This window comes from Spirosoma validum (assembly GCF_014699035.1).
Classification (GTDB): domain Bacteria; phylum Bacteroidota; class Bacteroidia; order Cytophagales; family Spirosomataceae; genus Spirosoma; species Spirosoma validum.
Genome location: NZ_JACXAA010000003.1, coordinates 827,223 through 851,975, shown reverse-complemented (window position 1 = coordinate 851,975; position 24,753 = coordinate 827,223). Strand labels below are relative to the sequence as shown.

Below are 24,753 nucleotides of genomic sequence, written 5' to 3'. Positions count from 1 at the left end.
GAATCAGGCTACGTCAAACACGGGCTGAAGCCGAACGCGGCCCGGCCCGTGGATACCATTACTAAAAACTAATCGCCAGACTTGTAGTCAACGACGTATTGGTTTTACGAAGACCATTATCCGTTTCAAAAATCGCGTCTTTACTACTGTATACTTTGCCTTCAACTCGAAACAGAGCATTCGGTAAAATAAAATAATCGTAATTCAGCGAATAGCCGAAAGTCTGAAAACCATTCGGCGATCCCGTTCCGATAATAACCCCATTTTTATCGTTGTAATACTCAATACGTCCGGCTAGATAACTTTTTTCAGCCGTGGCGAACCGAGCAATGATTACCGGCGCATACCAGACGTAGGAACCACTGCCTATACGTTGCCCATCCACAATGGGTTTACGATCAGAGCCGATGTCGAATCCCAGAATTACACCAACTTTTGACGAGGGGTTGATAATAGCGTATAAGTTATTAAAGAACCGGCCTTGTTTCAGCGAATCGGGCCGGTCGGAGCCGATGAATGTACTCCAGTTGAGCGTTAGTTTGGCGCTTGGTTTGAACTGAATCTGCGTGCTGATTGAAGGGCCACTGTAGCCGGGCAATTTGGCAATGCGTTGCCAGCCGTTTAGGACTGATCCCAGCAACGTCCATTTCCCATTTGGTGTATTGTGTGTCAGTTTTGCGCCTGCCAGATAATATGGCGAATTTTCAGCTAACAGACTACGTGTCAGCGTCCAGCAATCTTTTGAAATAGCACTTTCAAAGCCAATATGCGACGAAAAAATACCCGCATCGAGCCACAGATCATGGTTTCGACTAAGCTTCACTCCTGCATTCGCTTCGAAAATATGCTTGACCAGATCCTGCTCAGCCGCATAATTGTACTGCGCATACGTACCGGCTTGCAGGGCCAGATTGGCCCGAACGCGATCATTCGAATAGGCTGCTTTAATAAAAGCCAGGTTGATATTTACCTCCCGGTTTCGCTTGTGATTGTAAAGAAAACCCGGCCGTTCCTGCGTCGCTTTTGGCGCTGTAAAATCATGTGCGTAATACGCTTCAACGTATCCAGAAACCGTCAGCGTCGGAGTCTCAGACCTTGTCGTATCAATTGTTTGGGCAAACGTACCAGCTATTGGCATAACCAGCCATACTGGCAAAATTTTAAAGCAATTCATCAAAGTGGTTTTGTTGATCTATACCGTTAAACTACTTCAGTTCATTAAGCGCAATATTGAGTTCCAATACGTTAACCGTCGACGGCCCAAACAACCCCAGCAAGGACCCTTTCGTATGTTCGTCAACTAATTGACTCAATCGTTCCGCAGCGATGTTACGAGTTTTGGCAATTCGGGCTATCTGAATCTTTGCGCCTTCAGGTGATAAATCTGGGTCGAGGCCGCTCCCCGATGCGGTGACCAGCTCGGCTGGAATATCCGCTTTGTTCACGCTCGGATTATGGACCAGAAACGTATCGATTCGAGTCTGCACCGTTTTCAAATAATCAGGATTGGTCGGACCTTTGTTCGATCCGGCAGATCCGGCTGCATTATACTCCACTGCTGATGGTCGCCCGTTGAAATAACGATCTTCGGTAAACTTCTGACCGATCAGCTTATACCCTACTACTTTCCGGGATGCCGTACCATAGTTGACAATAACCGTTTCTCCTCTTCCTTCGCCTGGCGCCAGACGAGCAATTCCCGCCACAACAAGCGGATAAATAACAACTAATAATACCAGCATCGCGAACGTAAGCCGAATGGCTGGACCTATGTGAGTTTTCATGATTTTAGTTTGGTATGCTGGGATGCCAGCATGATAAAAATTAAACAAATAACCCTACCACTAAATCCAGTAATTTAATCCCTACGAACGGAGCGACCAGGCCGCCAAAACCGTAGATAAAAAGATTTCGACGTAGTAAGGCAGAAGCTCCGATGGGTTTATACTCGACACCCCGTAACGCCAGCGGGATTAGCATGGGAATAATGATGGCGTTGAAGATCACCGCTGATAAAATGGCTGATTCTGGACTATGCAGACGCATCAGATTCAGACTTTGCAATGCCGGAATGCTGACCACAAACAGGGCAGGTACGATCGCAAAATATTTGGCTACGTCATTGGCAATGCTGAACGTCGTTAACGTACCACGCGTGATGAGCAGCTGCTTTCCAATTTCGACCACCTCAATCAGCTTCGTCGGATCGTTGTCCAGATCGACCATATTGCCCGCTTCTTTGGCAGCCTGCGTACCCGAATTCATAGCTACCCCTACGTCAGCCTGCGCCAGTGCCGGCGCATCGTTGGTCCCATCACCCATCATCGCTACCAGTTTACCCCCAGTTTGTTCGTGACGGATGTAGTTCATTTTGTCTTCCGGTTTAGCTTCGGCAATGAAATCATCGACACCTGCTTTTTCAGCGATAAACTTGGCAGTCAGCGGATTATCGCCTGTAACCATCACCGTTTTAACACCCATTTTCCGAAGCCGCTCGAAGCGTTCCGAGATACCGGGTTTGATGATGTCCTGCAACTCGACCACACCTTTCACCTGTTCGTTTTCGATCACGACCAGCGGTGTTCCTCCGTTCGCGGCAATTTCTTTCGCTTTCGCATCCGTCTCAGTTGGAAACGTATTACCCGCCCGTTCGACAATGGCACGAATGGAATCGACAGCCCCTTTCCGAATCCGAACTGACTCACCTTTCGCCTGACCGTTAAGCGGTAGATCAATTCCCGACGATCGTGTTTCGGCAGTGAACTTGATTAACGTAGCACCGGACGTGCTAAGGGTTCGCGTTACGTCCGGTCCGGCGAGTTCCACAATCGACTTACCTTCGGGCGTTTCGTCGGCCAGTGAACTCAGGGCCGAAGCCCGAACCATGTCAGCCTGTTTGATGCCCGGAGCCGCGTAGAAGTTAGTCGCTTTGCGGTTGCCAATCGTAATGGTGCCGGTTTTGTCCAGCAACAACGTATCGATATCCCCCGCCGTCTCCACTGCCCGGCCTGACTTGGCAATTACGTTAGCCCGAAGCGCTCGATCCATTCCCGCAATACCAATAGCGGACAATAGTCCACCAATAGTCGTCGGAATCAGGCATACGAACAGCGAAATCAGAGCCGCAATGGTGATGGGTGTATGTGCATAATCGGCAAAGGGCTTCAGGGCTACACAGACGATAATGAAAATCAGGGTGAAACCTGCCAGAAGAATCGTTAACGCAATTTCGTTCGGTGTTTTTTGCCGCGAAGCTCCTTCAACCAACGCGATCATTTTATCCAGAAACGATTCACCCGGCTGGGTTGTCACGACTACCTTGATCCGATCGGATAGCACTTTCGTACCACCCGTAACAGACGACTTATCACCCCCCGCTTCGCGAATGACCGGCGCCGATTCGCCCGTAATGGCCGACTCATCAATCGTAGCCAGGCCTTCAATAATTTCCCCGTCCGAAGGAATAATGTCGCCCGGTTCGCAAAGGAATACATCGCCTTTTTTGAGCTGAGCTGACGAAATAGTTTCTATCTGCTCGTTTCCAATTGACGACTGTCGGCTAATAACTTTTTTGGCGGGCGTCTCCTGACGGGTTTTACGTAGTGATTCAGCCTGTGCTTTACCTCGCGCTTCAGCGATGGCTTCGGCGAAATTCGCAAACAAAACGGTGAGCAATAAGATCGCCGTAATGATACTATTATAGCTCAGTGATCCCTGCGATGTATCGCCCGAAAAAGCAATGTATGCCGTTACCAGAATCATGACGAACGTACCGACTTCAACGGTAAACATGACCGGATTTTTGATCAAAACGGCTGGATTTAACTTTATAAACGACTCCCGAATTGCTGAACCAACGAGCTCGCGCTGGAAGAGGGAGGTGGATGATTGCTTTGCCATTTTTGGTATCTTTGATAAAAATGTAATGTGTTATGGTTGCTCCTGTTTCCCAATCACCTCTTGAGCGAGTTATCCAGAACTTAGGTTATCGCAGTACAGATGACTTTCTACACATTCAACTTCGCAATGTGTTGGAGCAAAAAATTGCGTACTATCAGAGCCGTATTGACTTTTTTCAAAAGAAGTACGAAATGAATTTTGACGAGTTTCGTCAACGTGTAGTCGATAAGTCAGACAGCACACTATCACGATTTGGGATCATTGAAAAAGAAAATGACGATAATGATTGGGATGATGCCATTGACTTTTTGACGGATTACACGACATATCTGCATCAGATTCGCCCATGAACGAACTCCTTATCGAGTTTGCTGCCATAATTGAGGTTCACACAATCGAACTGGAAACCGGGCCTGGCTCAAAAGTCATTGAACGCTGTGTATTTATCTTTAAAGACTCCTCCCGATTAGTGACCTATGAATCTAGAAAGGGAAGCAAGTTTAAGTATGGTTATCAATGGATGAATACTGAAAATCAAACTATCTATCGCTGGGACAATACGCCCCACTTTCCGGATTTCGATACGTTCCCTTACCACCGTCATTTGGGTCCTGATGAATTACCAGAGCCATTTCCCCAGGTTTCGTTAACTGACGTTCTCAATTTTATTGCCAGCCAGTTGCTGTAGTAGATCATTACTTCTGGCTAAAGTATTCCGCGAATGGCCCCAAGGCCAATGCCGGGAAGAAGGACAGAGCCGTTAGGATAACGATAACGGCGAAAATCATTAAGCCAAACGTAGCGGTATCGACGGGCAGGGTTCCCGATGATTCAGGCACGTATTTTTTGCGGGCCAGCAAACCGGCAATCGCTACGGGGCCAATGATCGGGATGAACCGTCCAAAAATCAGGACAAAGCCCGTTGATACGTTCCAGAATAGGTTGTTGTCGCCTAACCCTTCGAAACCTGATCCGTTGTTGGCGTTTGCAGATGTCATCTCGTACAGCATCTCCGAAAAACCGTGAAAGGCCGGGTTGTTGAGCCAGGCGGAAGGTTTTACGGCCCAGTCGGCTGCGCCCCCGGTCGCGTCGCCATAATTCATAAAAATCCAGGCTGCCAGTGCGGTTCCGCCTTTAACCAGCAGCGCACTTAACAGCGCTACCAATGAAGCAATTTTAATCTCACGCGCTTCGACTTTCCGACCGAAAAGTTCGGGTGTACGTCCTACCATCAGGCCGGAAATGAATACGGCAATAATCAGGAAAAAGTAAAAGTTCAGCAACCCGGCCCCGACGCCCCCATAAAAAGCGTTCACCATCATACCCAACAGTTGCATAGCTCCCGACAAAGGCATTGAGGAATCGTGCATGGAGTTAACCGAACCTGTCGAAATAACCGTAGTCACGATGCTCCAATAAGCCGATGCCAGCGGCCCAAAACGCACTTCTTTTCCTTCCATAGCCCCAGTCGGCTGCGTGATTCCCATTTGGGCAATCGCTGGGCTACCGTGCAGTTCACTGATGACGGTTGGGATCAATAAGAGAAGCACTCCGACCGTCATGACCGTGTAGATCATCCAGGCAAAACGCTTCCGGTTGATGAAGAATCCCAGGGCAAAAATCATCGCAATGGGCAACACCATCTGCGCAATCAGTTCGACCATGTTGGTCAAGTAATTAGGGTTCTCCAGCGGATGGGCGGAGTTAGCACCAAACCAGCCACCCCCATTTGTCCCGAGATGTTTAATGGCAATCATGGCCGCAGCTGGTCCACGGGATACGTTCACGGTATCGCCCTGCAACGTAATGAGTGTGTCTTTGCCGTCAAACGAAGCAGGTGTTCCGTTAAAGGCAAGAATAAAGGCGACAACAAGCGACCCAGGCAGCAGTATACGCGTAATAGAGCGTATGAAGAGTACATAGAAATTTCCGATGGCGTCAGTGCTCTGCGGCAAAAACGATCGAAACAAAAGCACAGCTGCGGCCATACCCGTCGCTGCCGATACAAACATCAGAAACATCATTACGGCCAGCTGCGTCAGATACGTAGCACCCGACTCACCGGAATAATGCTGCAAATCGCAGTTAACCAGAAACGAAATAGCCGAGTTAAAGGCCAGATCTGGTGTTTGCGAGGAATTACCATCGGGGTTGAGCGGTAAAACGCCCTGAAACAACAATAATCCGAAAGCCAGTAAAAACCAGACCAGGTTTATCGTCAGCAAAGCTGTCAGGTTCTGCTTCCAAGTTAGATCAGCCGATTCGGATACCCCCCCGATGCGATAGATAAATCGCTCCAGAGGCTTTAGGAAATCAAGCCAGTTGGATTCTCCTTTAAATACACGGGCTAAATACTTGCCCAGCGGAATAGCCAATAATACGGTTAATCCGTACGTTGCTATTACACCTATCCATTCAGTAGTCATGAGATCAATTGATTAAAATTTTTCGGGGCGGATCAGTACGTACAGCATGTAGGCAAAGACCAACAGAGCGATACCAAAAACGAGTGTGATCATGTGTTTAGATGTTTTCAAACCATTCAATGGTTTTATAAAAGATAGCGAAGCAGAGCAGAGCCGAAACAAGCAGAAGCAGAGCAGTAATCATGGTTGTATTTGAGTAAAATGATTGTCGAAAGAGTTGTGCCAAAAAGTATTCCGAAAAAGCGCATAACGGAAGCGTATCGAGTAATAGCCTGACTATAAACCCTTTGAATTCCCATTAAGCGTTTAGGCTTAGAGCAATAAAAAAGCCGACCCTACCAAAATGGTAGGGTCGGCTTTTCAGTTTGGTATGGTTTATCTACGAAGCTGGTTGCGACTTGTTGCTTTTGCTCACGATTCGTTTTAGCGGAATAGATCTGGGCGTAGTGATCACCAGGGGAATATCTTCGATGATCACATTGCTAGTATCCAGGCCATAGGTTGACTGAGGAGACAGGGCAATTTTTTTCAACAGCATATAACCAAACATAATGATCTGCTGACGGGTGGTGAGGTCATTTTCGTACGACAAAAACCGGCGGAACAGCACAAACCGAAAATCGCCCGGAACCCGGTGCGTATTCAGCGATTTATACCGGCTGTCAATCGTCACTTCTTTATTATCGACCATATCTTCAATGACCAGCCGGAAAAGCAGATTAATTCGCGGATCGATACGGAAGCCTAAATAGAACGTAATGACATAAACGTCTTCGTGCGCCAGTGTCTCCACGGTGTAGCGCATAACGTAGGGTTCATCTTCTACGCAAACGTGAATGAACCAATAGATATCCGCTCGTTTTGGGGCTCGATTCAGAATGGAATACAACGTTTCAGATTCAATACGTCGGCTGGAATCAGAAGAGGTCAGATACACTAAATGCGTAGCAAACTTGGGAATATTGGGGTCGTTACTCAATGATTTCAGAATGAGCAGATTATCCAGCAACGAATCGTATTTGATCAGACTTTGTTTGATGGATTCGCCCTCGTGCCAGAATAACATCATGGCCATAATTAACAAACCCAACGTAACAGAAATCCAGCCGCCTTCCTCAAACTTAACCAAGTTAGCGATCAGGAACGTCGTTTCAACCGTCAGGAAGATAGCCGTAAGCCCGACCTGTAAAATTGGGTTGAATCGCTTCACCCGCATGTACATACTCATGAGCACAGTCGACATCAACATCGTCAACGTAACGGCTAATCCGAAAGCGGCTTCCATGTTTTTCGATTCACGGAAATGCAGCACAATCAGGCAACAACCGATCATTAATCCCCAGTTCACAAACGGTACGTATAGCTGGCCACGTTCGTTGGATGGATAAGCCACTCGCTGCCGGGGCCACAAGGTTAGACGCATGGCTTCACTTACCAGCGTGAATGATCCGGTGATCAGGGCTTGTGATGCAATGATCGTGGCAAACGTAGCAAGTCCAATACTAAAGACAACAATTGAGGGTGGAACGATACTGTAAAACGGGCTGGTCTCGCCCAGTCGCTGTCCCAAATGATGCAAGAGCCAGGCCGACTGCCCTGCATAGGATAGGATCAGCGTTGTTTTTACGTAGGCCCAGCTAACACGGATATTACCCCGGCCGCAGTGACCCATATCAGAATATAGCGCTTCTGCTCCGGTCGTACACAGGAATACGCCCCCCAAAAGCCAGAAGCCACCGGGATAATTGATCAGGAAATGAAAGGCATAATATGGGTTGATGGCCTTAAGCACAGATGGTTGGCTCCACAAAGCCCACAAGCCAATAACACCGATAAACGTAAACCAGACGAGCATAACCGGCCCGAAAAGTCGACCTAATTTCTGCGTACCAAACTGCTGGCTCACAAACAGCGCAACGATGATAGCGATAACAATGGGGACTGTATCCAGCTCGGGATAAAAAATCAGTAAGCCTTCAATAGCCGACGAAACGGAAATTGGTGGCGTAATCAATCCATCGGCCAGCAGAAACGACCCGCCAATAACGGCCGGATACATAAGCCATTTTCCCGTGAATCTTCGAACGAGGGTATATAGTGAGAAGATCCCCCCCTCGCCCTTGTTGTCCGCTCTTAACGTAATGATTACGTACTTGATTGTCGTTTGCAGCGTGAGGGTCCAGAGAATACAGGAGAGCGTACCCAGCACCAGCGTTTCGGTCAACTCGCGCCCGCGCATGACAGCCGATAATGTGTAAAGAGGAGACGTACCGATATCGCCAAAGACAATACCGATGGCAACCAGTAAGCCCTGAGCGGAAACTTTATTCAGCGACGAATGGGATGTAGACATGAATCATAAATTGAGGTTGTATTGTTTTCTAAGCTACAACTATGACGCAGTTATGTTTTATTTCGTCTATAGCTACTGGGCTACTAATCCTTTATTTAATCTCTATTTAATCTCGACATGTACTCTGGTAGCCTGGCCTAAACCGTTGAACAGTTATTCTCCTAACCCTGCTTCCTGAAGTTTTCGGTAAAGTGTCGTCAGCCCAATACCCAGCAATCGGGCCGCTTCGGTTTTATTTCCGTTGGTATGACGTAACACCCGCTGGATATGCTGCTTTTCAAGCTCGGCCAACTCCAGTGTGGCTTCTTTCGTACCACCCGTCGTTACGTAGGCAGCCTGCATTTCATAAGGGAGCAGATCGAGAGTCAGCTCGATGGGACCATTTGTGGGGGCATCGGCAAGGATAACGGCCCGTTCAATGACGTTCTTCAATTCCCGAATATTTCCTTTCCAGGCATGTTTCTGGAGTTTCTGCACGAACGTAGCATTAAGTCGAACGTCGCGCTTACCCAATTTAGCTGCGTATTGCCGGGCGAATTGTTCAGCCAGGTCAGGAATGTCGTCGGGCCGGTTACGCAATGGTGGCAGCTCAATTTGAAAGACGGAGAGTCGATAATACAAATCCAATCGAAAACGACCCGCGCTGGCTTCCTGCTCTAAACCCCGATTCGTGGCCGCAATGACACGCACATCCGTTTTAGTTGGCTTTGTATCTCCTACCCGCAGGAACTCATGCGTTTCGAGAACACGTAACAGCTTAGCTTGTAAATCAAGCGGCATTTCGCCAATCTCGTCCAGAAAAATCGTGCCTTGATTGGCTTCGGCAAACAACCCTTTCTGATCGCGACTGGCACCAGTAAAGGCTCCGGCACGATGGCCAAAGAGTTCACTTTCCAGAATGTCTTTACCCAGCGCCCCACAATTAATCGCTACAAAAGCTCCCTTTCGACGCGGACTAGCCTGATGGATCGCCTGCGCGAACACTTCCTTGCCTGTACCCGTTTCGCCCGTAAGCAGCACGGTAGTGTCGGTAACCGCAACTTTACGCGCTAAATCAATGGCTTGCTGAATGGCTTTTGAGTGCCCAATAATACTGTCGAAGCCGTATCGTCGGCTAACTTGTTGTTCAAGTTGAAGAATTCTGAATTGCAGCGCTGCTTTCTCAACAGCCCGACTGACGAGTGGAATTATCCGGTCGTTATCGTCGCCTTTCGTGATGTAATCGAAAGCACCATTTTTGATAGCTGTCACGCCATCCGAAATGGTGCCGTATGCGGTCAAAACAATAATTTCAGTGGCGGGGTATAGCTGTTTAATCTGCGCCGAAAGCTCAATACCATTCTTGTCGGGCAGTTTTACATCGCTGATGACCAGTTGTACCTCTTCGCGTTCGAGGATTTTCAGACCGGCGCGGGCATTTTCGGCTTCCAGTACGGTATACCCTTCCAGTTGCAGAATGCGGGCCAGAAGCTGGCGCAAACGCGACTCGTCATCAATGATCAGAATAGTGGCCGCCAAGCGTTATTTTTTTAAGTGAATCGTTTGCGCCTGTTTCTGCGCTTTAATAGCCAGTTCAGTAGCCAGAAAACAATGTTCCTGCGACATAGCTGTTTCCGTCCGATTCAGCACATCATTGACTAACTGTTCGCCGTAAGGCAGGTTTTCTTTGCTGCAATCTATATACCGCGTTTCTTTCTTATCCGTAATGAACAGGTGATTACCCCCTTCGCGCCCACCGGGATCAATATTTTTGCGGATTTCGATAAAGCCTTCCGTACCTAAAATCGTTAGTCGCCCATCGCCCCAGGATTTCAAACCATCGGGCGTGAACCAGTCAACGCGAATATAGCCCATACCCCCATTTCCCCGGAGCATTACGTCGCCGAAATCTTCAAAATTAGGATACTGTGGATAATGCAGGTTACCCACTTGAGACGCTACTATATCCGCCTGATTTGAACCCGTAAAAAACAAAAACTGGTCAAACTGGTGCGAAGCAATGTCGCAGATGATTCCACCAAATTGTTTCTTTTCGAAAAACCACGCCGGGCGCGATGTCAGTCCAATCCGGTGCGGCCCCAGCCCAACGGTCTGAATTACATTACCGATCGCGCCCGCTTTGACCAGTTCCCCAGCTTTGACAGTTGCTTTATTTTCCAGCCGTTCGCTGTACATGATCGAGTAAATACGCTTGGTTTCTTTCTGAACCTTACGCACTTCAGCGAGCTGCTCGAGAGTGGTGATACCGGGTTTATCGGACATAAAATCCTTACCGGACTTCATAACGCGCACACCAAGTGGAGCCCGTTCGTTGGCGATGGCCGAGCTAAGAACGAGTTGAATACTTTTATCGTCCAGAATTTCCGATTCGCTTTTCGCCTGTTTTGCCTGTGGGAATCGTTTGGCGAATTCAGCCGCCAGCTCGGGCTCTTTGGCATAGAAGGAAACAAGTTCACCACCGCCACGAGTTACGGCGCCAACCTGGCCATAAATATGACCGTGATTCATGCCGATAACGGAAAATCGAATTCGGACCGCTGCTGGTTTTCCATCAGAACCTAACACTTGACTGGAAATGATAGCTGGAGCTCCGATGGCAACGTCCGGCAAGGTTGGCAGCGCAACTAAGCCAGCCGCTGTAGTGATGGATTCTTTAAGAAACTGACGCCGATTAGCTTGTGATTCGTTCATACGAGGTAGCCTGGCCGGGCTGGCGTACCAGCGGCCACGTTTGGGTGAATAATATTTACGCCCGGACGTGGCCGCTGGTACGCCAGCCCGGCCAGGCTACTTAATTTATTTCGTTTTCTTCGCCAGTTCCAGCGCCTGGGTTGTTGTGTAGTACTTGGCAATCATGTTCGGTACTTCCCAGGCAGGCAGACTGCCCGATTTCAGGTAATCCAGGTATTTCTGGGCTACCCGACCAAAATGCGCTTCGTGGCCTTCTTTGTATGTTGAGGGAATAATTACTTCCCAGCCCGACGCTACTTTCTTCACCTCAATCCCCGGAAATTCCTGCTGAATTTTGGGCAGCGCGGCTTTTATTGATGCTTCTAAAGTTTTATTACCGGGTATTGCTTCAAGATAGAGCGTTGGTTTGTATTGTTGGGCAGCGGCCTGACGGATAATCAGATTTGCCTTTGTACCGCGCATGATCGAATAATGCGTATCACCTGCACCTTCAGGTGCTTTGTAGGCCCACGTAACGGAAACCTTAGCATTGACACCCCGTAGCTGATAATTGATCTCACCATTGCTATACACCCGCAGAATACTGTCTTTTACTACGTCCTTTTTGAGATAATCCGGAAACGTATTCTGTTTCGTAATGGCTTTGAACTGGCTCAGACTCATATCTGTAGTCCAGCGTCGAGCCGACGTCAGCTTAATGTCTTTTTGGTAGTCAATTACCTGATCGGGGAAGCATTCCCACTGTACCAGATCCACCAGGTGAGTCGTTACGTCTACTATCCCTTCGCCTTGCTGCGCTACGTCCATAAACCAGGCCGGACGGGTCAGCACGCTTCCCGATACGTTCTTATAAAAATGGTGAACGCTTTCTTTCGTCACGGCGGGATTTTCGGGCGTGCCCTTCTCTAACGTACCAAATACGTCCGGAATTCTGGAAAATGCCCGCTGGAGCATGGTCGTGATTTCATACCGCTCAGTCATGATATCGTACAGCAACACCTTATTTTTCTCGGCCGTAGCAAACGATTCTTTCAGCTGATCGAAGTTCGACGCGCTGATGACCATTGGTTTATCGGCCAGTACGTTAAAGCCAGCCCCAATGGTTTTCTGAATGTAGTCCGTTTTCAGACGATTGTTCCCCGCCATAACTACTACGTTACCAGCCTTATCGGCGATCATTTTGTCGAAGAAATCGGCCCCTTTATAGACTTCTTCTTTCCAATGGGTAGGATCATCCGGGCGGGTGTTAAAACCCTGAATTTTGTCCAGATGCAATTGCAAATCCGGTCCGTCGGGTGCGTAGACATGCACTACCGAGTCTACACCTTCGAGCATATTTTTCTGCACAAGCGCGGCATGAAAATGACCAGGATCCAGTGTAATGAGCCGGACTTCGTCCTTCACTTTTTCACTTTTTTCTGACGATTGGCAAGCGGTAGTTAACGCGGCCATACATAAGCTACTGACAAAGGGTATAAACTTCATGAACCTATTATTTTCGCCGGGCTAGAACCCCGGCGCAATTGTAGTAAGAGTTGTAATGTATGTTGGGTTAAAACCCGGCAAAAATGAAAATTCCAATGGCTATTTCGCCGATGCCATCATCTTTATCGCATACGGTGCCCGTTGCGTACGAGATAAGAGTTTACTGGCTTCCGGGTCGTTTTTGAATTGTTCTTTCTTGGGGTCCCAATAGAGCTTCCGATTTAGTTTCATGGCTGCATGATGAAGCAAACAGGCCGAACACGAGCGGTGACCGATTTCAGCTGGAGCAATCGGCTCTTTTCGGCTCACGATGCTTTCCAGCCAGTTGCCGTGGTGCTCTTTGCTAACCGTCAGATGAGTCTCGTTTGGTCCAATGACCGATGTCAGGAGTTTTGGGTCGCTGGCATCAAGTTTTTTAGCCGCGTTTTGTTTGGCAACCGGATCGCTGGCCGTTACGGATGCGTCGCCACGAGAGACAAAAATCCAGCCCTCCGTTCCCTCAAACTTAATGCCATTGGGAATTTCGTTGCTCACGATCATGTGCACACCATTCTCATACATGGCTTCCGTACGGAAAATACCGTGTACATCCCACAAACCACTTTTGGGAAAGTCAGCTTTTCCCCAGATTTCTATCGGTCCGGTATGTTCGGTATTCATGGCCCAGTGTGCACAATCGACGTGGTGGGAACCCCAGCCCGTAATCATACCCGCTCCGAACTGCTCGCAGCGTAACCAGCCCGGCCGGTCATAATCGGCCTGTGGATGCACTCGTTTTTCTGTGTAATACATTTCGGGGGTTGTCCCTAACCACATGTCGTAGTTCAGGTTTTTCGGAACCGGCATTTCTGGCTCCTCATTCCCTGATGGATCGCCCGGCAAACCGACGTATACCGTTTTTAACTGCCCGATACGTCCGTTACGTACCAATTCAGCGGCATAGCGGAACTGTTCCGATGAGCGTTGCTGGCTACCCACCTGCACAATCTGCTTCGACTGTTTCACGGCATCGGCCATCATGCGCCCTTCCGAAATGGTGAGCGAGGCAGGTTTCTGCATGTATACGTCTTTCTTAGCCCGAACAGCATCGACCACGATGGGCGCGTGCCAGTGGTCAGGTGTACTGACAATGACAGCATCGATATCTTTATTAAGTAATAACTCCCGATAGTCGTGATACACCTTAACGCCGTCGTAATCCTTACCGGTTTTCTTGGCATAATACCCATTGACCAGTTTTTTGGCCTCATCAGCCCGCTTGGTATCGAGATCACAGACAGCCATAATAAGCGCGTTGTCGTATTGCCAAACGCCGGGCATATCGTGCCCTCGGGAAATTCGACCGGTGCCAATAGCCGCTACGTTGATGCGATTGCTGGGGGCGTTTTTACCAAACACCGAAGCTGGCACAATCGATGGGAAACCCGTAATGAGGGTTGTCGATGCCAGAGTGCCTTTGGCGGCCAGATCCAGAAACTTTCTCCGGGAAAGGGCAGCTTTTGTTTCGAAAGACATACTACGTAACGGTTTTAACGCTTTTGAGACTATTATCTAAAGTCAGCGAATCAAGTATCTACTACATATAAAGAGTGAAAGAGCGAATGAGTGAAAAAATGCATAAAACAGGCATCAGCCATGTCGCATATTCACTCATTCGCTCTTTCACTCTTTGTTTATTTAATAGCCCGGATTCTGGGCAAAACCTACCGATCCGTCAGCCGATTTCTCGGTGCGATCAATCTGCGTTTGTGGAATAGGCCGTAGGTTGTGTATATCTTTTACGTTCGGAGCGGCCTGAGGGTTATATAATTTAACCCGCTCAACCAGATTTCCCCAACGCTTCAAATCCATCCAGCGTGTTTGTTCGCCCAGGAGTTCGCGACCTCGTTCCTGATAAATCATTTCCATATCCATCTGAGCAGACGTTATTTCCATGGCCGCTTCTCTTCCAGGCCAAGCCGCCCGACGACGAACCACATTAATAGCGGTTGTAGCTTCTGCTGTTTTGCCCAGTTTCAGTTGAGCTTCGGCCAGGATTAGATACGTTTCGGCTAGGCGGAACGCCAAATAATCACGACTACCCGGTTCGTAGGTCCGGTCCGGACGGAGGGGGTCGAAGAATTTTTGCAGCGTGGGAAACAAAGCTTCATTATAAGCACTGGGTACCAGCACCTGATACGGTTTAGCTGCCCGCTGTGCCGGCGTCCATTCTACCCCAGGAATGTAGATGGCGGTGTCACCTGCTTTAAAGGTTACTGTCTTTTTAGAATCGTCGAAGGCTGTATTGTATGTGCCAGGGGCGTTACTCAGCCAGGTGTCTCTGAACGTCTTTTTGTAGCGGGAGTCATTGACCCGATCTTTGAAAACAGTTTCCAGCGCAAACTTCGTTGGGCGTAATCGCTTGAAGGGACGTCCATAAAAAATATCACGAACCATACCCGCCTGCACGTCGTACTGCATGCCAAAGAACAAGTGCAGATTGTTACCGCCGGTGTTACCCCCAGAATTGGCTACCGGAGGAGTTGACGCGTTCGTCAATGGATCAGACGTGTACTGAACCGCAAAGATGACCTCGTCGTTGATTTCACCAGCACCCTGTGCAAATACACTGGCAAAGTCAGGCAACAATTTGAATCCATAATTGGCAATTACGCTCTGGGCATACGTAGCGGCTTTCGCATAATCATCAGCCGCTTTGGCCGACGAGGTTGCTTTGGTCAGATACACGCGGGCCAGCAGGTGTTCAGCAGCGGCTTTGGTAGCGCGGCCGTAATCTGCCGATCTGATTTTAGGATCTAAATCCGGTACGGCTGATTCGAGATCGGACAGGATCGCTTTGTATATATCAGCTTCCGTTGCCCGGCTGGTTTTCTTAGTAGGGAGCAGTGTTTCCGTCAATCGTAAATCGACACCACCCCATTGTTGCACAAGAATAAAGTAGTAGTGCGCCCGCAGGAATTTCGCTTCGGCCACCCGTAGCTTTTTGATAGCGTCTGAAACGCTAGCCGCCGGAGCACGTTCGATAACCGAATTACAGGTATTAATTCCCCGATACAATTCTTCCCAAACATTTTGTAGAAAATCCACAAAGCTGTTTAGTTGGGTATCGTAGAAATGAAAGCCCTTATAACCACCATCGGCACCTGTTGCATAGAGATCAGTGCCAAACTCGGTCATAGTCAGGCCCTGCTGTGTGCCATAGAAACTTCGCAAAGGAGCGTAAGCGGCTTTGGCTGCATCTTCAAATCCCTTTGGGGTATTAACGTAATCATTACCAATACTGGAGATTACTTTTTCTTCCAGCACATCCTTGCAAGCCTGACCGCTAAGCAGGAGCGCTGCCAGACCCAGGATGCGGAATGATTTTGCATTTATTATAGAGTTCATGTTTTTATATCTAAAGATTGTTATGGGCACATAAAGCGGCAGGAATCATAAGTCAGGTCATACGTCTGAACCAACGATTACGTATGTGCTTAGAATTTAACGTTCAAACCGAATGTGGTTATCCGAGTTGCCGGTACGACATCATTGTTGATCGTGCCATCAGCGGTTTCAGGATCAACACCGTTGTACTTCGACCGGTATGTTGAAAAGATGAATGGCTGCTGGATACTGGTAAATACACGTAGCGACTGCATTCTCAATCTCTGGGTTAATTTAGACGAGAACGTATAGCCAAAATTGATATTACGAACTTTCACGAACGTACCATCGAAGTAAAACAGGGCCGTGTTGTAAACAGGAAACTCCTGGTTCGATTTGGGTTGTGGGAATTCGTTTGTTGGGTTGTTGGGCGTCCAATAATCTACCTTAATTTGCTGATAACGACCCGCTAATTGGTTATTATCCCGGTGGAATCCGCTCAGAATTGTCTGACCAAAGCGACCATACACGAAGAACGACAAGTCGAATCCTTTGAAGGTTAGTCGGTTCGTTATCCCGGCACTGAAGTTGGGAATATCCGACCCTAAGAACACGCGATCATCAGGAGTAATTTTCCCATCAGGCACACCTGTCAACTTCCCATCGGCACCAAGACCGTTACTGTCCAGCACTTTAATTTGACCAACGGAGCTTTGGTATGATTTAGCGGCATCGGCTTCGTTCGTCTGCCAAATACCCGCCTTCTTGTAGTCAAAGTAAGCAGTTAACGGTTTTCCGATAAACCACTTATTCCCCAGGTCATCAACGGGACCATTGTATAGCGAAATAATGGCTTCATTGTTCTTAGTAAAGGCAAACTCCGATGTCCACTTAAACCCGCTTTTTGAATTGACGTTAACGGTCGATACACTGATTTCAATCCCCCGGTTACGCGTTTCGCCTACGTTCTTCGTCACCGCGTTAAAGCCGATAGAGGTTGGCAACTGGTCGGACAGCAACAGGTCAGTCGTATTCGTTTGATAGAGTTCGATGGAACCAGCCACCCGACCGCGCCAGAGGCTAAAGTCTACCCCAATGTTTGATGAGGTTGATGTTTCCCACTTCAAATCTGGGTTACCAATTGTGCTTGGGCGATAGCCATACGCGCCAGCATTACCCCACGCATAAACGGTGCGGCCCAACAAGCCCTGTGTTTGATAAGGCACTACGCCCTGATTCCCTACAGAACCCCGGCTAACCCGCAGTTTCAACTGATCAAGCCAGGTAACGTCTTTCAGAAAATCTTCATTATTGATGTTCCAGGCCAGGGCGATACCTGGGAAGTTACCGTATTTCGTGTTTTCACCGAAACGGCTTGAGCCATCCCGCCGTAACGTAGCGGTTACCAGGTATTTATCTTTGTAGTCATAATTGATCCGGCCCATGAATGAGTTGAGCGTCCACTGAATCAAGTTGCTGCCTACGCCTAATACCAGACTGGCATTACCTGTGTTGTAAAACTCCTGTGATTCAGCTGGAACCCCTTGTACGGATTGGTTATTGTACTCAAAATTATCCCGTTGAATGGACTGGAGTGCTGTTATACCTAGATTATGATCACCAAACGTCTTGTTATAGGTCACAATATTTTCCAAGGTATAGTTAAACCCAAACTGGCTGTTGTTAGAAGCCGTTGGGTCACCGCCTTTACGATCGTTCGTTAGAGAACCCACAAAGCGACCCGCGCGCGACACCGAGAAATCGGGGCCAAAATTGACGCGGTACTTTAGCCCTTCAAGGATATTAGCCTCCGCATAAATACTGTTGAAAATCCGGTACTTCTTAATATTGTCAATCTGTGCTCCCGGTATGATTTCAAATAAAGGGTTTGTAAGCAGCGCATCGTTTGTTGGAGCAAAAATCAACTTCCCATTGTCGTCATACGCTCTGCCCAGTGGGTTTTGCTGGAGCGTAAATCGGTATGGGTTAAGGTTAGCTCCGTTTCGAACGCTGTACATCATGTATGAAGAAACACCAACTTTGATAACCTTATTAATTTGATGATCGACATTGGCGCGGACGGAATAACGCGAGTAATCCTGACCAGGAACGATTCCCTTATCCTGGAAATACCCCGCAGAAATGTAGAACTGCGTTTTTTCGTTTCCGCCCTGAATACCAAGCGAGTGACTTTGCTGAACTCCCTGTTTGAGAATCATCGACTGATAATCAGTATTCCGGTTAGCGGCAATCCCTGCTGCTACGGCGGGATCACCACCCAACACGGCAACTTTTGAGTCGGCAAACGCATCGGCTACACCCGTTGGCACAGGCTTTCCAGTCGCGTCATTATACAGATTTGTGGCACGATAGGCTTCCCGAACGTATTCGGCAAATTCAGGTCCACTGAACAGGTGAACTTTATCCAGCGGATCGGTAACGCCCGCGTAGGCATCGTAGCTAATCGTTGTCTTCCCGTTGTTATTACCTCGTTTGGTCGTTACCAATACGACTCCGTTGGCACCTCTGGCCCCATAAATTGCGGTGGACGTAGCATCTTTCAGGATTTCCATCGAGCCAATATCATTTGGATTGAGGTCTTCGTACCCCCCCGAAACAAAATCGAATGGACGAGTTCCCAACAGTTCGTTTCGATCTCCGGTAAGTGGAATACCATCCACTACGTACAACGGATTGTTACCTGCGTTAAACGAACGGCGACCACGAATCCGGATCGTTGGTGTAGTCCCGGGCCGACTACCCGATTGGGCTACATCAACACCCGCTACGCGTCCCTGCATCGCCTGGCCCAGGTTGGTGATTGGCATCTCCGTGATTTGTTTCGATGAAACCGACGAAATTGCCCCTGTCAACTGACTCTTCTTCTGGGTACCATAACCGACCACAACCACCTCATTCAGAGTTTTATTGTCGGCAATAAGCGTTACGTCAACGGTCGATTTATTACCAACCACAACTTCGGAGCCCTGGAAACCCACCGACGAGAACACCAGCACAGCTTGCTCGTTCGGTACGTTAATCTTGTATTCACCATTAGCATCGGTGGTCGTTCCACGCGATGTTCCTTTCACCGCTACGTTGACACCCGGTAACGGACTATTATCGTCCGACGATAATACTTTACCACTTACAGCACGCTCTTGTGCTGGATTTGCTATTAGGAGTGGCCTCGCAAAGGAGGAGCTAAGCGTCGGCTGACCTAACAGCGTAAGGGCTGTCAGGCCGAGCAGACAAAGCCACGGTCGCCGTGGCGATTGGGTAATTGTTGTGTACATAAATAGGTTTGGTAAAAGTTTTAAGAATTAGGGTAAAGATTTTGTCAATTCCGTCGCTACTTCGATCGACTCGCCGGGCCGAAGCCGAATTGTCTTTTGGTGTTTCAGGAGTAAGTTGACCTGCCCGGATGTAAGCGCTACACGGGTGCCCTTGGAAGAATGGCGTACCTGAAACGTAGTACCAACTGCTTCGATAGTCAGGCCAGCGGTATGAACGCGAAACAAACGGGCCGACGACGTATCATTGCGGTGCACAACTGAAAAATCAGCTTCACCATTCAGCCAAACGGCCCGTGGCGATTCATCAGTCCAGCAGCGGGCGTATCGAACGCTACTACTGGGATGAAGCGTCATGATCGAATTGTCGGGTAACCGAATCTGTCGGGTCTGGTTAGCTAATGTACTGACGCTTGAAATGCACTGATTCGGTCCATACTGCATCCAGAGCGCCCAGCCAATCAGCAGAACCACACCCAGCATGGCCGCGACTGTACGCCCAAAGTACCACCACCCGACAACGGCTCGTACACCGGGCTGGAGAGGCCGAACGTCCTCCATCGTCTGAAGCGACTCGCGGATTCGCCCCCATACCGACGAAATTTCGTCAGAAGATAGAGCCGGTAACGCGGATCGGCTGCCCGTAAGAATAAGTTCACGTGCGGTTTCAACTGTCTCGATACAGTAAGGATGTTTCGCCAGCCAGTTCTGCCAATACGCAACGACCTCTTCGTCGTCAGGATGTTGCACCCAACGCACAAACAGGTCGTCGAGGGCAAACTCCTCAGCGCTATAGGCAGAATAGGGCTTTTGAGACACGGTATAGGACTGTTGCGTGTAGGCCAAAGCGTCTGATCTAAGGGTTTCTACTTATTTAAGGGATTATCTAAAGGCGGAACTTCCGGTAAATGGATACGTATCAATTATGGATTTTTCTCTGATAAACTTTTGTTATGTGCCGTTTATGTATAGCCAAAATTTGTATGATAATCACCAAAATGCTAGACATAAACAATAAAAAATCGAATTATTTTTATGCAAACGTTCCCGGCAACGCTTTCAAAGAGTACTATCACAAGATTAGATTGACCCGAGTGGCGATTTCGCTCCTGCCAAGAACCTTTCGGCGGATAAATTCTTTAGTTTCGTTTGTAACTAGGTTTGTACTTATCTAATATCAATGCCTGAGCTAAGCAAGTCCTGATAAAATAAGATATTGAGCGAATGGTCTATTGCTGATGTCTGGCTGGCTTGTCACCGGATTTTTTACTTTCCTGAACGTGGGTAATACGTATCGACACAAAATAAGTGCTCAATCAGCTAACTTATTGATTTATAGCTCATACCTCGATATCCTTTCAAACCATTGTTTCGTTGCGTCGTTATTAGAGTTATCAACGGTATGGGAACTATGCGATTTGTATGGAATTTAAGTTTAATGTATTTTTTTTGGCTCAGTGTCAGTACGTCTGCTTCAGGGCAAGCGAACGCTTCCGTTGAAGCTCAAACCCGACTAAATGCCACCTCACCCCATCATCCGGATACCGCCAGTACCAGTACCCCAAAATCACTCACGTTTACCGCATCTACCGACCAGCGTTTTTTCTTCTTTAATGATACCCGTACAGAAGATAACCGTCGAAAGCCGGTCAGCGTGTATGGAATCCGGGCAGGTTTTCTCTTCCCTCCCCGTCGTGATCGTCCGGCACTTCAGAGCGGACGCTCGGCCAGCTTTAAAGCTGGTGCTGGTTTTTATTTTATTAATCAGCAACTTGATCACCCTGGTCTGCTGCCTAATACGTCTGAATCAGTTACCCGTCATCTACGTATCGGAACCGTTTTTTACGAACGCTACCTTTTTCGTCGGAATGCCTTCGAGGTAAGTTTACCGCTTGAGTTTGGCTATGGTCACTCGCGTTATGAAGTCAATGATGATGGAGCGGACAAGCACGAAGTAGCGCGGGGTGTTTTTCTGCCACTGGGTGTAGGTGTGTCTGCCGCTTACCAGTTTCCATTCATCCGCTGGTTTCGGCCTTTGCACTGGTTTGGCTTAAATATGCTGACTGGTTACCGGTTCATTCTGAAAAAAGACATTCCTGAAAGTCAAATTAACTATACAGGCTTCTACATATCCGTTGGCCCATCGTTCTTCCTTGAAAACTTAACCGCCGACATTAAGCACTGGCGTCAGAACCGGAAAAAGAAGAAGTAGACCGGTTAATTTCCCTATTGATAGTTCATAGCAAAAGCTGTAATTGCTGCTCCAGAAACCATGATCCAGCAAGAGTAAGCGTTTGGTTGATTCATCTTTTTACTGCGTCTGTCGGCAGAGTGTCAAGGCAGGAACGTGTCTGCTTTAATTCTTAACTCAACGATGAAAACGCTGTTTTTTTCACTGCTACTTATTATCTCGTCTGTATCGGTACCAGCCCAGGTACTGGTTGACGGTGAAAACATCAACAATCTCAGTATCACCTATTGCCAGCTTATAGGCGTCAATCGGGCAGGCCTTACGTAAACCCGTATCTGGATTGACTATGGCCAGCCGAAATTTATTGCAAACTATCTCAATACCCAAAGGATCAGCGGTAGAGATCAACGGCCAATCAAGTTCAATACGGTAATGGATGCATTGAATTTTGTGGTCGATAATGGTTGGGAGCTGGTTTCCTCAACAGTAACTTCGGACCACGAAGGAAATACTGGCCGATTTATTTATTTGCTCAGGAAACGATAATGTTAGACCATCGTCGTTTCCTGAGATACATGCAGGTCTCATCCGATCGTAACGGCTTCTTCCCACCGGATGCTTACAGCCTGATCAATGTCAGGATGCAAACTAATGGCTACGGGGCAGGTATGGGCAATAGCCTCTAATCGGATACGGGTTGCCTCATCAGGTAAAAACGGACTTCCATCCCGGTTGGCCCGCAGGGTAAGGTCAATTACGATACGGTCGATCTTCCGTGGAGGCTGACTAGTCATCACCTTGGTTACATCAAGCTCGCTGCCCGTTAAGTCAATACCATCGCGACGAGCATGGATGGCCATCGTCGTAATAATACAGGTGCCCAAGGCGTTAGCCACTAAGTCGGTTGGCGAAAAAGCTTCGCCCCTACCCTGATTATCGGTGGGGGCATCTGTGTTAATGTGTGTACCTGACTGTAAATGAACACAGTCTGTTCTCAGTTCACCAACGTAATCAATATGAATTGTAGCCATCGCAGTAGTACGTATCTGATTTGTTCAATGAGTAGATTAGCAGATAAGTTCGAAAATTATTATTCTTCAACCGGTGCTGCCTTTCCCACCAATGATGAATTGTGGCTTAAACATATAAATAATTAACGTAGTTACACGAATTGCCACTATGTTTTTGTGAAACTGCTCAAAAAATAGTAGCTTTAATTCAGGATTTTACAACAATGCGAACGATATACGGATTATTTGGTCTTGCTCTGACTGGTTTGCTTCTGTCAGCACAAAATAGCGTGGCCCAGCGGGCTCAGGCTCAAGACACTGATGAAGACAACTACCACACCGTAACTACATTTGGCTTAACGACCAATACGAATTCTGGCGTTGTTGGCGGCTTTGCTTTTCGGCAGTCTAAGCAGCTACCAGGCACCTTGTTTGGTTTTCCACAGGCCCGGTACTTAAGCGTAGAGCTTGTCAATGTAAAGCATCCGAAAGAGCTTCAATCGTCGATCAATAGCGTTGGCTCCCGTTTTATTGAGGGCAAAGAGAATTACCTGTTTGTGATACGTCCTCAGTATGGCCGTGAGGTAAAATTATTTCAACGTAACGCCGACGAAGGGGTCGCGGTAAACGGCATTCTGGCTGCTGGACCTTCGATCGGCATTATCAAGCCCTATTATCTTGAAGTCTCTTACGGTAACTTTACCCGTACAGTACCCGCTTCTGAAGTGAACGGTTTCTCCACAGCTACGGGCGAAACCGTTACGGGTTCCGGTGGTTTTTTTCAGGGTTTCGACAAGTCAAAACTAACGGTAGGCCTGAACGTAAAGGCGGCCCTAAGCTTTGAATTGAGTGCCTTCCGGAGTAATACAACCGGCGTCGAGATCGGCTTCCTGGCCGAAATCTTCCCGAACAAGATTGTAATCATTCCTAACGTTGATCCTAACGGCAAGCGGGAAGATGGCAATCGCAGCTTCTTCACGTCAGGATACATTACGTTGTTTTTTGGCAGTAAGAAATGATTGGCAGAGGGCAGAGAGGTGAGAGCAGAGGGCGGTTTACAATTACCCTATGCCTTTGTCCCTTTGCCCTCTGCTTTTTGAACTTTACATCCGAAAAACGAATTTTGCTGGAAAGGATTGAGGAGCTATGATTGAACTACCTGTAATACCCTCCGAACAACAACGAAAGAAACGCCCCGACTGGCTACGTGTCAAACTGCCAATCGGTCCTGAATATGCTAAAGTCCGTAAATTAGTCGATGAGCATAAGCTCCATACGATTTGCGAGAGCGGTAACTGTCCTAACATGGGCGAGTGCTGGGGCGCTGGTACGGCTACGTTTATGATTCTGGGCAATGTTTGTACCCGCAGTTGCTCATTTTGTGCTGTGGCCACCGGACGCCCTAACGAATACGATACCGACGAACCCCGGCGCGTGGCCGAAGCGATTGTCCTGATGAAAGTCAAACACGCCGTCCTTACGTCGGTCAACCGTGACGAGCTAAAAGACCGGGGTGCCGAAATCTGGTACCAAACCGTGCGTCTCATTAAAGAAGCATCACCTACGACAACCATTGAAACGCTTATTCCTGATACAAAAAGCAATTGGGAAGCCCTTGAACGGATGATTTCGGCCGGTCAGGAAGTCGTCTCGCACAATATGGAAACCGTTGAGCGGCTTTATCGGCGTGTTCGGCCGCAGGCTCGCTATGAGCGTAGTCTGGAGCAGATTCGGCGCACGAAAGAGTATGGTCAGCGGACTAAGTCGGGAATTATGCTCGGCCTAGGCGAAACCCACGATGAAGTCTTTAAGGCAATGGACGATCTGGCCAAAAATGGTCTGGACGTACTAACGCTGGGTCAATACCTGCAACCGACCAAAATGCACCACGAAGTGATTGACTGGATTCATCCCGATACGTTCGCTATGTACCGCGAGGAAGGACTAAGTCGTGGCCTAAAATATGTTGAATCAGGGCCTTTGGTGCGGTCGAGCTACCACGCTGAAAAGCACGTTAACGTCTAGGTATCACACTAGA

General features: G+C 48.2%; 20 protein-coding genes. 6 read left to right on the top strand and 14 right to left on the bottom strand.

The features are described 5' to 3' along the window. Positions 1–61: 61 nt before the first annotated feature. From IC230_RS12345 to kdpB, 3 genes are read right to left on the bottom strand one after another with little or no spacing between them, the layout of a single operon-like run. Positions 62–1,174 (bottom strand): porin, encoded by a 1,113-nt coding sequence (locus tag IC230_RS12345; RefSeq protein ID WP_191039273.1) that lies wholly within the window; start codon positions 1,172–1,174, stop codon positions 62–64. 31 nt (positions 1,175–1,205) lie between these two features. Then, a complete protein-coding gene (locus IC230_RS12340) occupies positions 1,206–1,784 on the bottom strand; it encodes a K(+)-transporting ATPase subunit C (RefSeq protein WP_191039272.1) in 579 nt (192 codons plus the stop codon). A 40-nt stretch (positions 1,785–1,824) separates the two neighbouring features. Then, positions 1,825–3,900, bottom strand: coding sequence for a potassium-transporting ATPase subunit KdpB (kdpB, locus tag IC230_RS12335; protein WP_191039271.1), 2,076 nt, complete (start codon positions 3,898–3,900; stop codon positions 1,825–1,827). A 32-nt stretch (positions 3,901–3,932) separates the two neighbouring features. Here kdpB and IC230_RS12330 point away from each other — a divergent pair, with 32 nt between their 5' ends. Both IC230_RS12330 and IC230_RS12325 read left to right on the top strand, forming a co-directional pair. Then, a complete protein-coding gene (locus IC230_RS12330) occupies positions 3,933–4,250 on the top strand; it encodes a hypothetical protein (RefSeq protein WP_191039270.1) in 318 nt (105 codons plus the stop codon). After that, positions 4,247–4,588 carry a toxin-antitoxin system TumE family protein gene (locus tag IC230_RS12325; protein ID WP_191039269.1) on the top strand — a complete coding sequence of 114 codons (342 nt, stop codon included), beginning with the start codon at positions 4,247–4,249 and terminating at the stop codon, positions 4,586–4,588. Before IC230_RS12330 ends, IC230_RS12325 begins: the two co-directional genes overlap by 4 nt. A 7-nt stretch (positions 4,589–4,595) precedes the next feature. Here the strand turns inward: IC230_RS12325 and kdpA are convergent, their stop codons facing one another. The 10 genes from kdpA to IC230_RS12275 form a co-directional block, all read right to left on the bottom strand. After that, positions 4,596–6,326, bottom strand: a complete 1,731-nt coding sequence (gene kdpA / locus IC230_RS12320; RefSeq protein ID WP_191039268.1) for a potassium-transporting ATPase subunit KdpA — start codon at positions 6,324–6,326, stop codon at positions 4,596–4,598. Between the two features lie 12 nt (positions 6,327–6,338). Then, positions 6,339–6,437 (bottom strand): potassium-transporting ATPase subunit F, encoded by a 99-nt coding sequence (locus IC230_RS12315; RefSeq protein WP_223860605.1) that lies wholly within the window; start codon positions 6,435–6,437, stop codon positions 6,339–6,341. Between the two features lie 268 nt (positions 6,438–6,705). Next, a complete protein-coding gene (locus IC230_RS12310; RefSeq protein WP_191039267.1) occupies positions 6,706–8,679 on the bottom strand; it encodes a KUP/HAK/KT family potassium transporter in 1,974 nt (657 codons plus the stop codon). Between the two features lie 153 nt (positions 8,680–8,832). Beyond that, the gene (locus IC230_RS12305) at positions 8,833–10,197 is read right to left on the bottom strand and encodes a sigma-54-dependent transcriptional regulator (RefSeq protein ID WP_191039266.1); all 1,365 of its coding nucleotides are present in this window, start codon (positions 10,195–10,197) and stop codon (positions 8,833–8,835) included. A 3-nt stretch (positions 10,198–10,200) separates the two neighbouring features. Then, complete coding sequence (locus IC230_RS12300; RefSeq protein WP_191039265.1) at positions 10,201–11,370, bottom strand: Gfo/Idh/MocA family protein; 1,170 nt, start codon at positions 11,368–11,370, stop codon at positions 10,201–10,203. Positions 11,371–11,475: 105 nt separating this feature from the next. Further along, complete coding sequence (locus IC230_RS12295) at positions 11,476–12,855, bottom strand: putative oxidoreductase C-terminal domain-containing protein (protein ID WP_191039264.1); 1,380 nt, start codon at positions 12,853–12,855, stop codon at positions 11,476–11,478. Positions 12,856–12,954: 99 nt separating this feature from the next. Next, positions 12,955–14,370 carry a Gfo/Idh/MocA family protein gene (locus tag IC230_RS12290; RefSeq protein WP_191039263.1) on the bottom strand — a complete coding sequence of 472 codons (1,416 nt, stop codon included), beginning with the start codon at positions 14,368–14,370 and terminating at the stop codon, positions 12,955–12,957. A gap of 162 nt (positions 14,371–14,532) precedes the next feature. Beyond that, a complete protein-coding gene (locus IC230_RS12285; protein ID WP_191039262.1) occupies positions 14,533–16,242 on the bottom strand; it encodes a RagB/SusD family nutrient uptake outer membrane protein in 1,710 nt (569 codons plus the stop codon). Between the two features lie 89 nt (positions 16,243–16,331). Next, on the bottom strand, positions 16,332–19,517 hold the full coding sequence (locus tag IC230_RS12280; RefSeq protein WP_191039261.1) for a SusC/RagA family TonB-linked outer membrane protein: 3,186 nt from the start codon (positions 19,515–19,517) through the stop codon (positions 16,332–16,334). A 27-nt stretch (positions 19,518–19,544) separates the two neighbouring features. Further along, entirely contained in the window at positions 19,545–20,333 is a 789-nt protein-coding gene (locus tag IC230_RS12275; RefSeq protein ID WP_191039260.1) for a FecR family protein, read from the bottom strand. Between the two features lie 592 nt (positions 20,334–20,925). Here IC230_RS12275 and IC230_RS12270 point away from each other — a divergent pair. Continuing rightward, entirely contained in the window at positions 20,926–21,726 is an 801-nt protein-coding gene (locus tag IC230_RS12270) for a hypothetical protein (RefSeq protein WP_223860603.1), read from the top strand. Positions 21,727–21,888: 162 nt separating this feature from the next. Further along, positions 21,889–22,032, top strand: a complete 144-nt coding sequence (locus IC230_RS12265; RefSeq protein WP_191039259.1) for a hypothetical protein — start codon at positions 21,889–21,891, stop codon at positions 22,030–22,032. A 257-nt stretch (positions 22,033–22,289) separates the two neighbouring features. Here the strand turns inward: IC230_RS12265 and IC230_RS12260 are convergent, their stop codons facing one another. Then, a complete protein-coding gene (locus IC230_RS12260; RefSeq protein ID WP_191039258.1) occupies positions 22,290–22,736 on the bottom strand; it encodes an OsmC family protein in 447 nt (148 codons plus the stop codon). A 203-nt stretch (positions 22,737–22,939) separates the two neighbouring features. On the opposite strand from IC230_RS12260, the gene IC230_RS12255 reads away from it, so the two are divergent. Together IC230_RS12255 and lipA are read left to right on the top strand one after the other, a co-directional pair. Further along, positions 22,940–23,734, top strand: a complete 795-nt coding sequence (locus tag IC230_RS12255) for a hypothetical protein (protein ID WP_191039257.1) — start codon at positions 22,940–22,942, stop codon at positions 23,732–23,734. A 127-nt stretch (positions 23,735–23,861) separates the two neighbouring features. Next, positions 23,862–24,740: a lipoyl synthase gene (lipA, locus tag IC230_RS12250; protein WP_191039256.1), complete on the top strand. Its 879-nt coding sequence runs from the start codon at positions 23,862–23,864 to the stop codon at positions 24,738–24,740. Positions 24,741–24,753 lie beyond the last annotated feature (13 nt).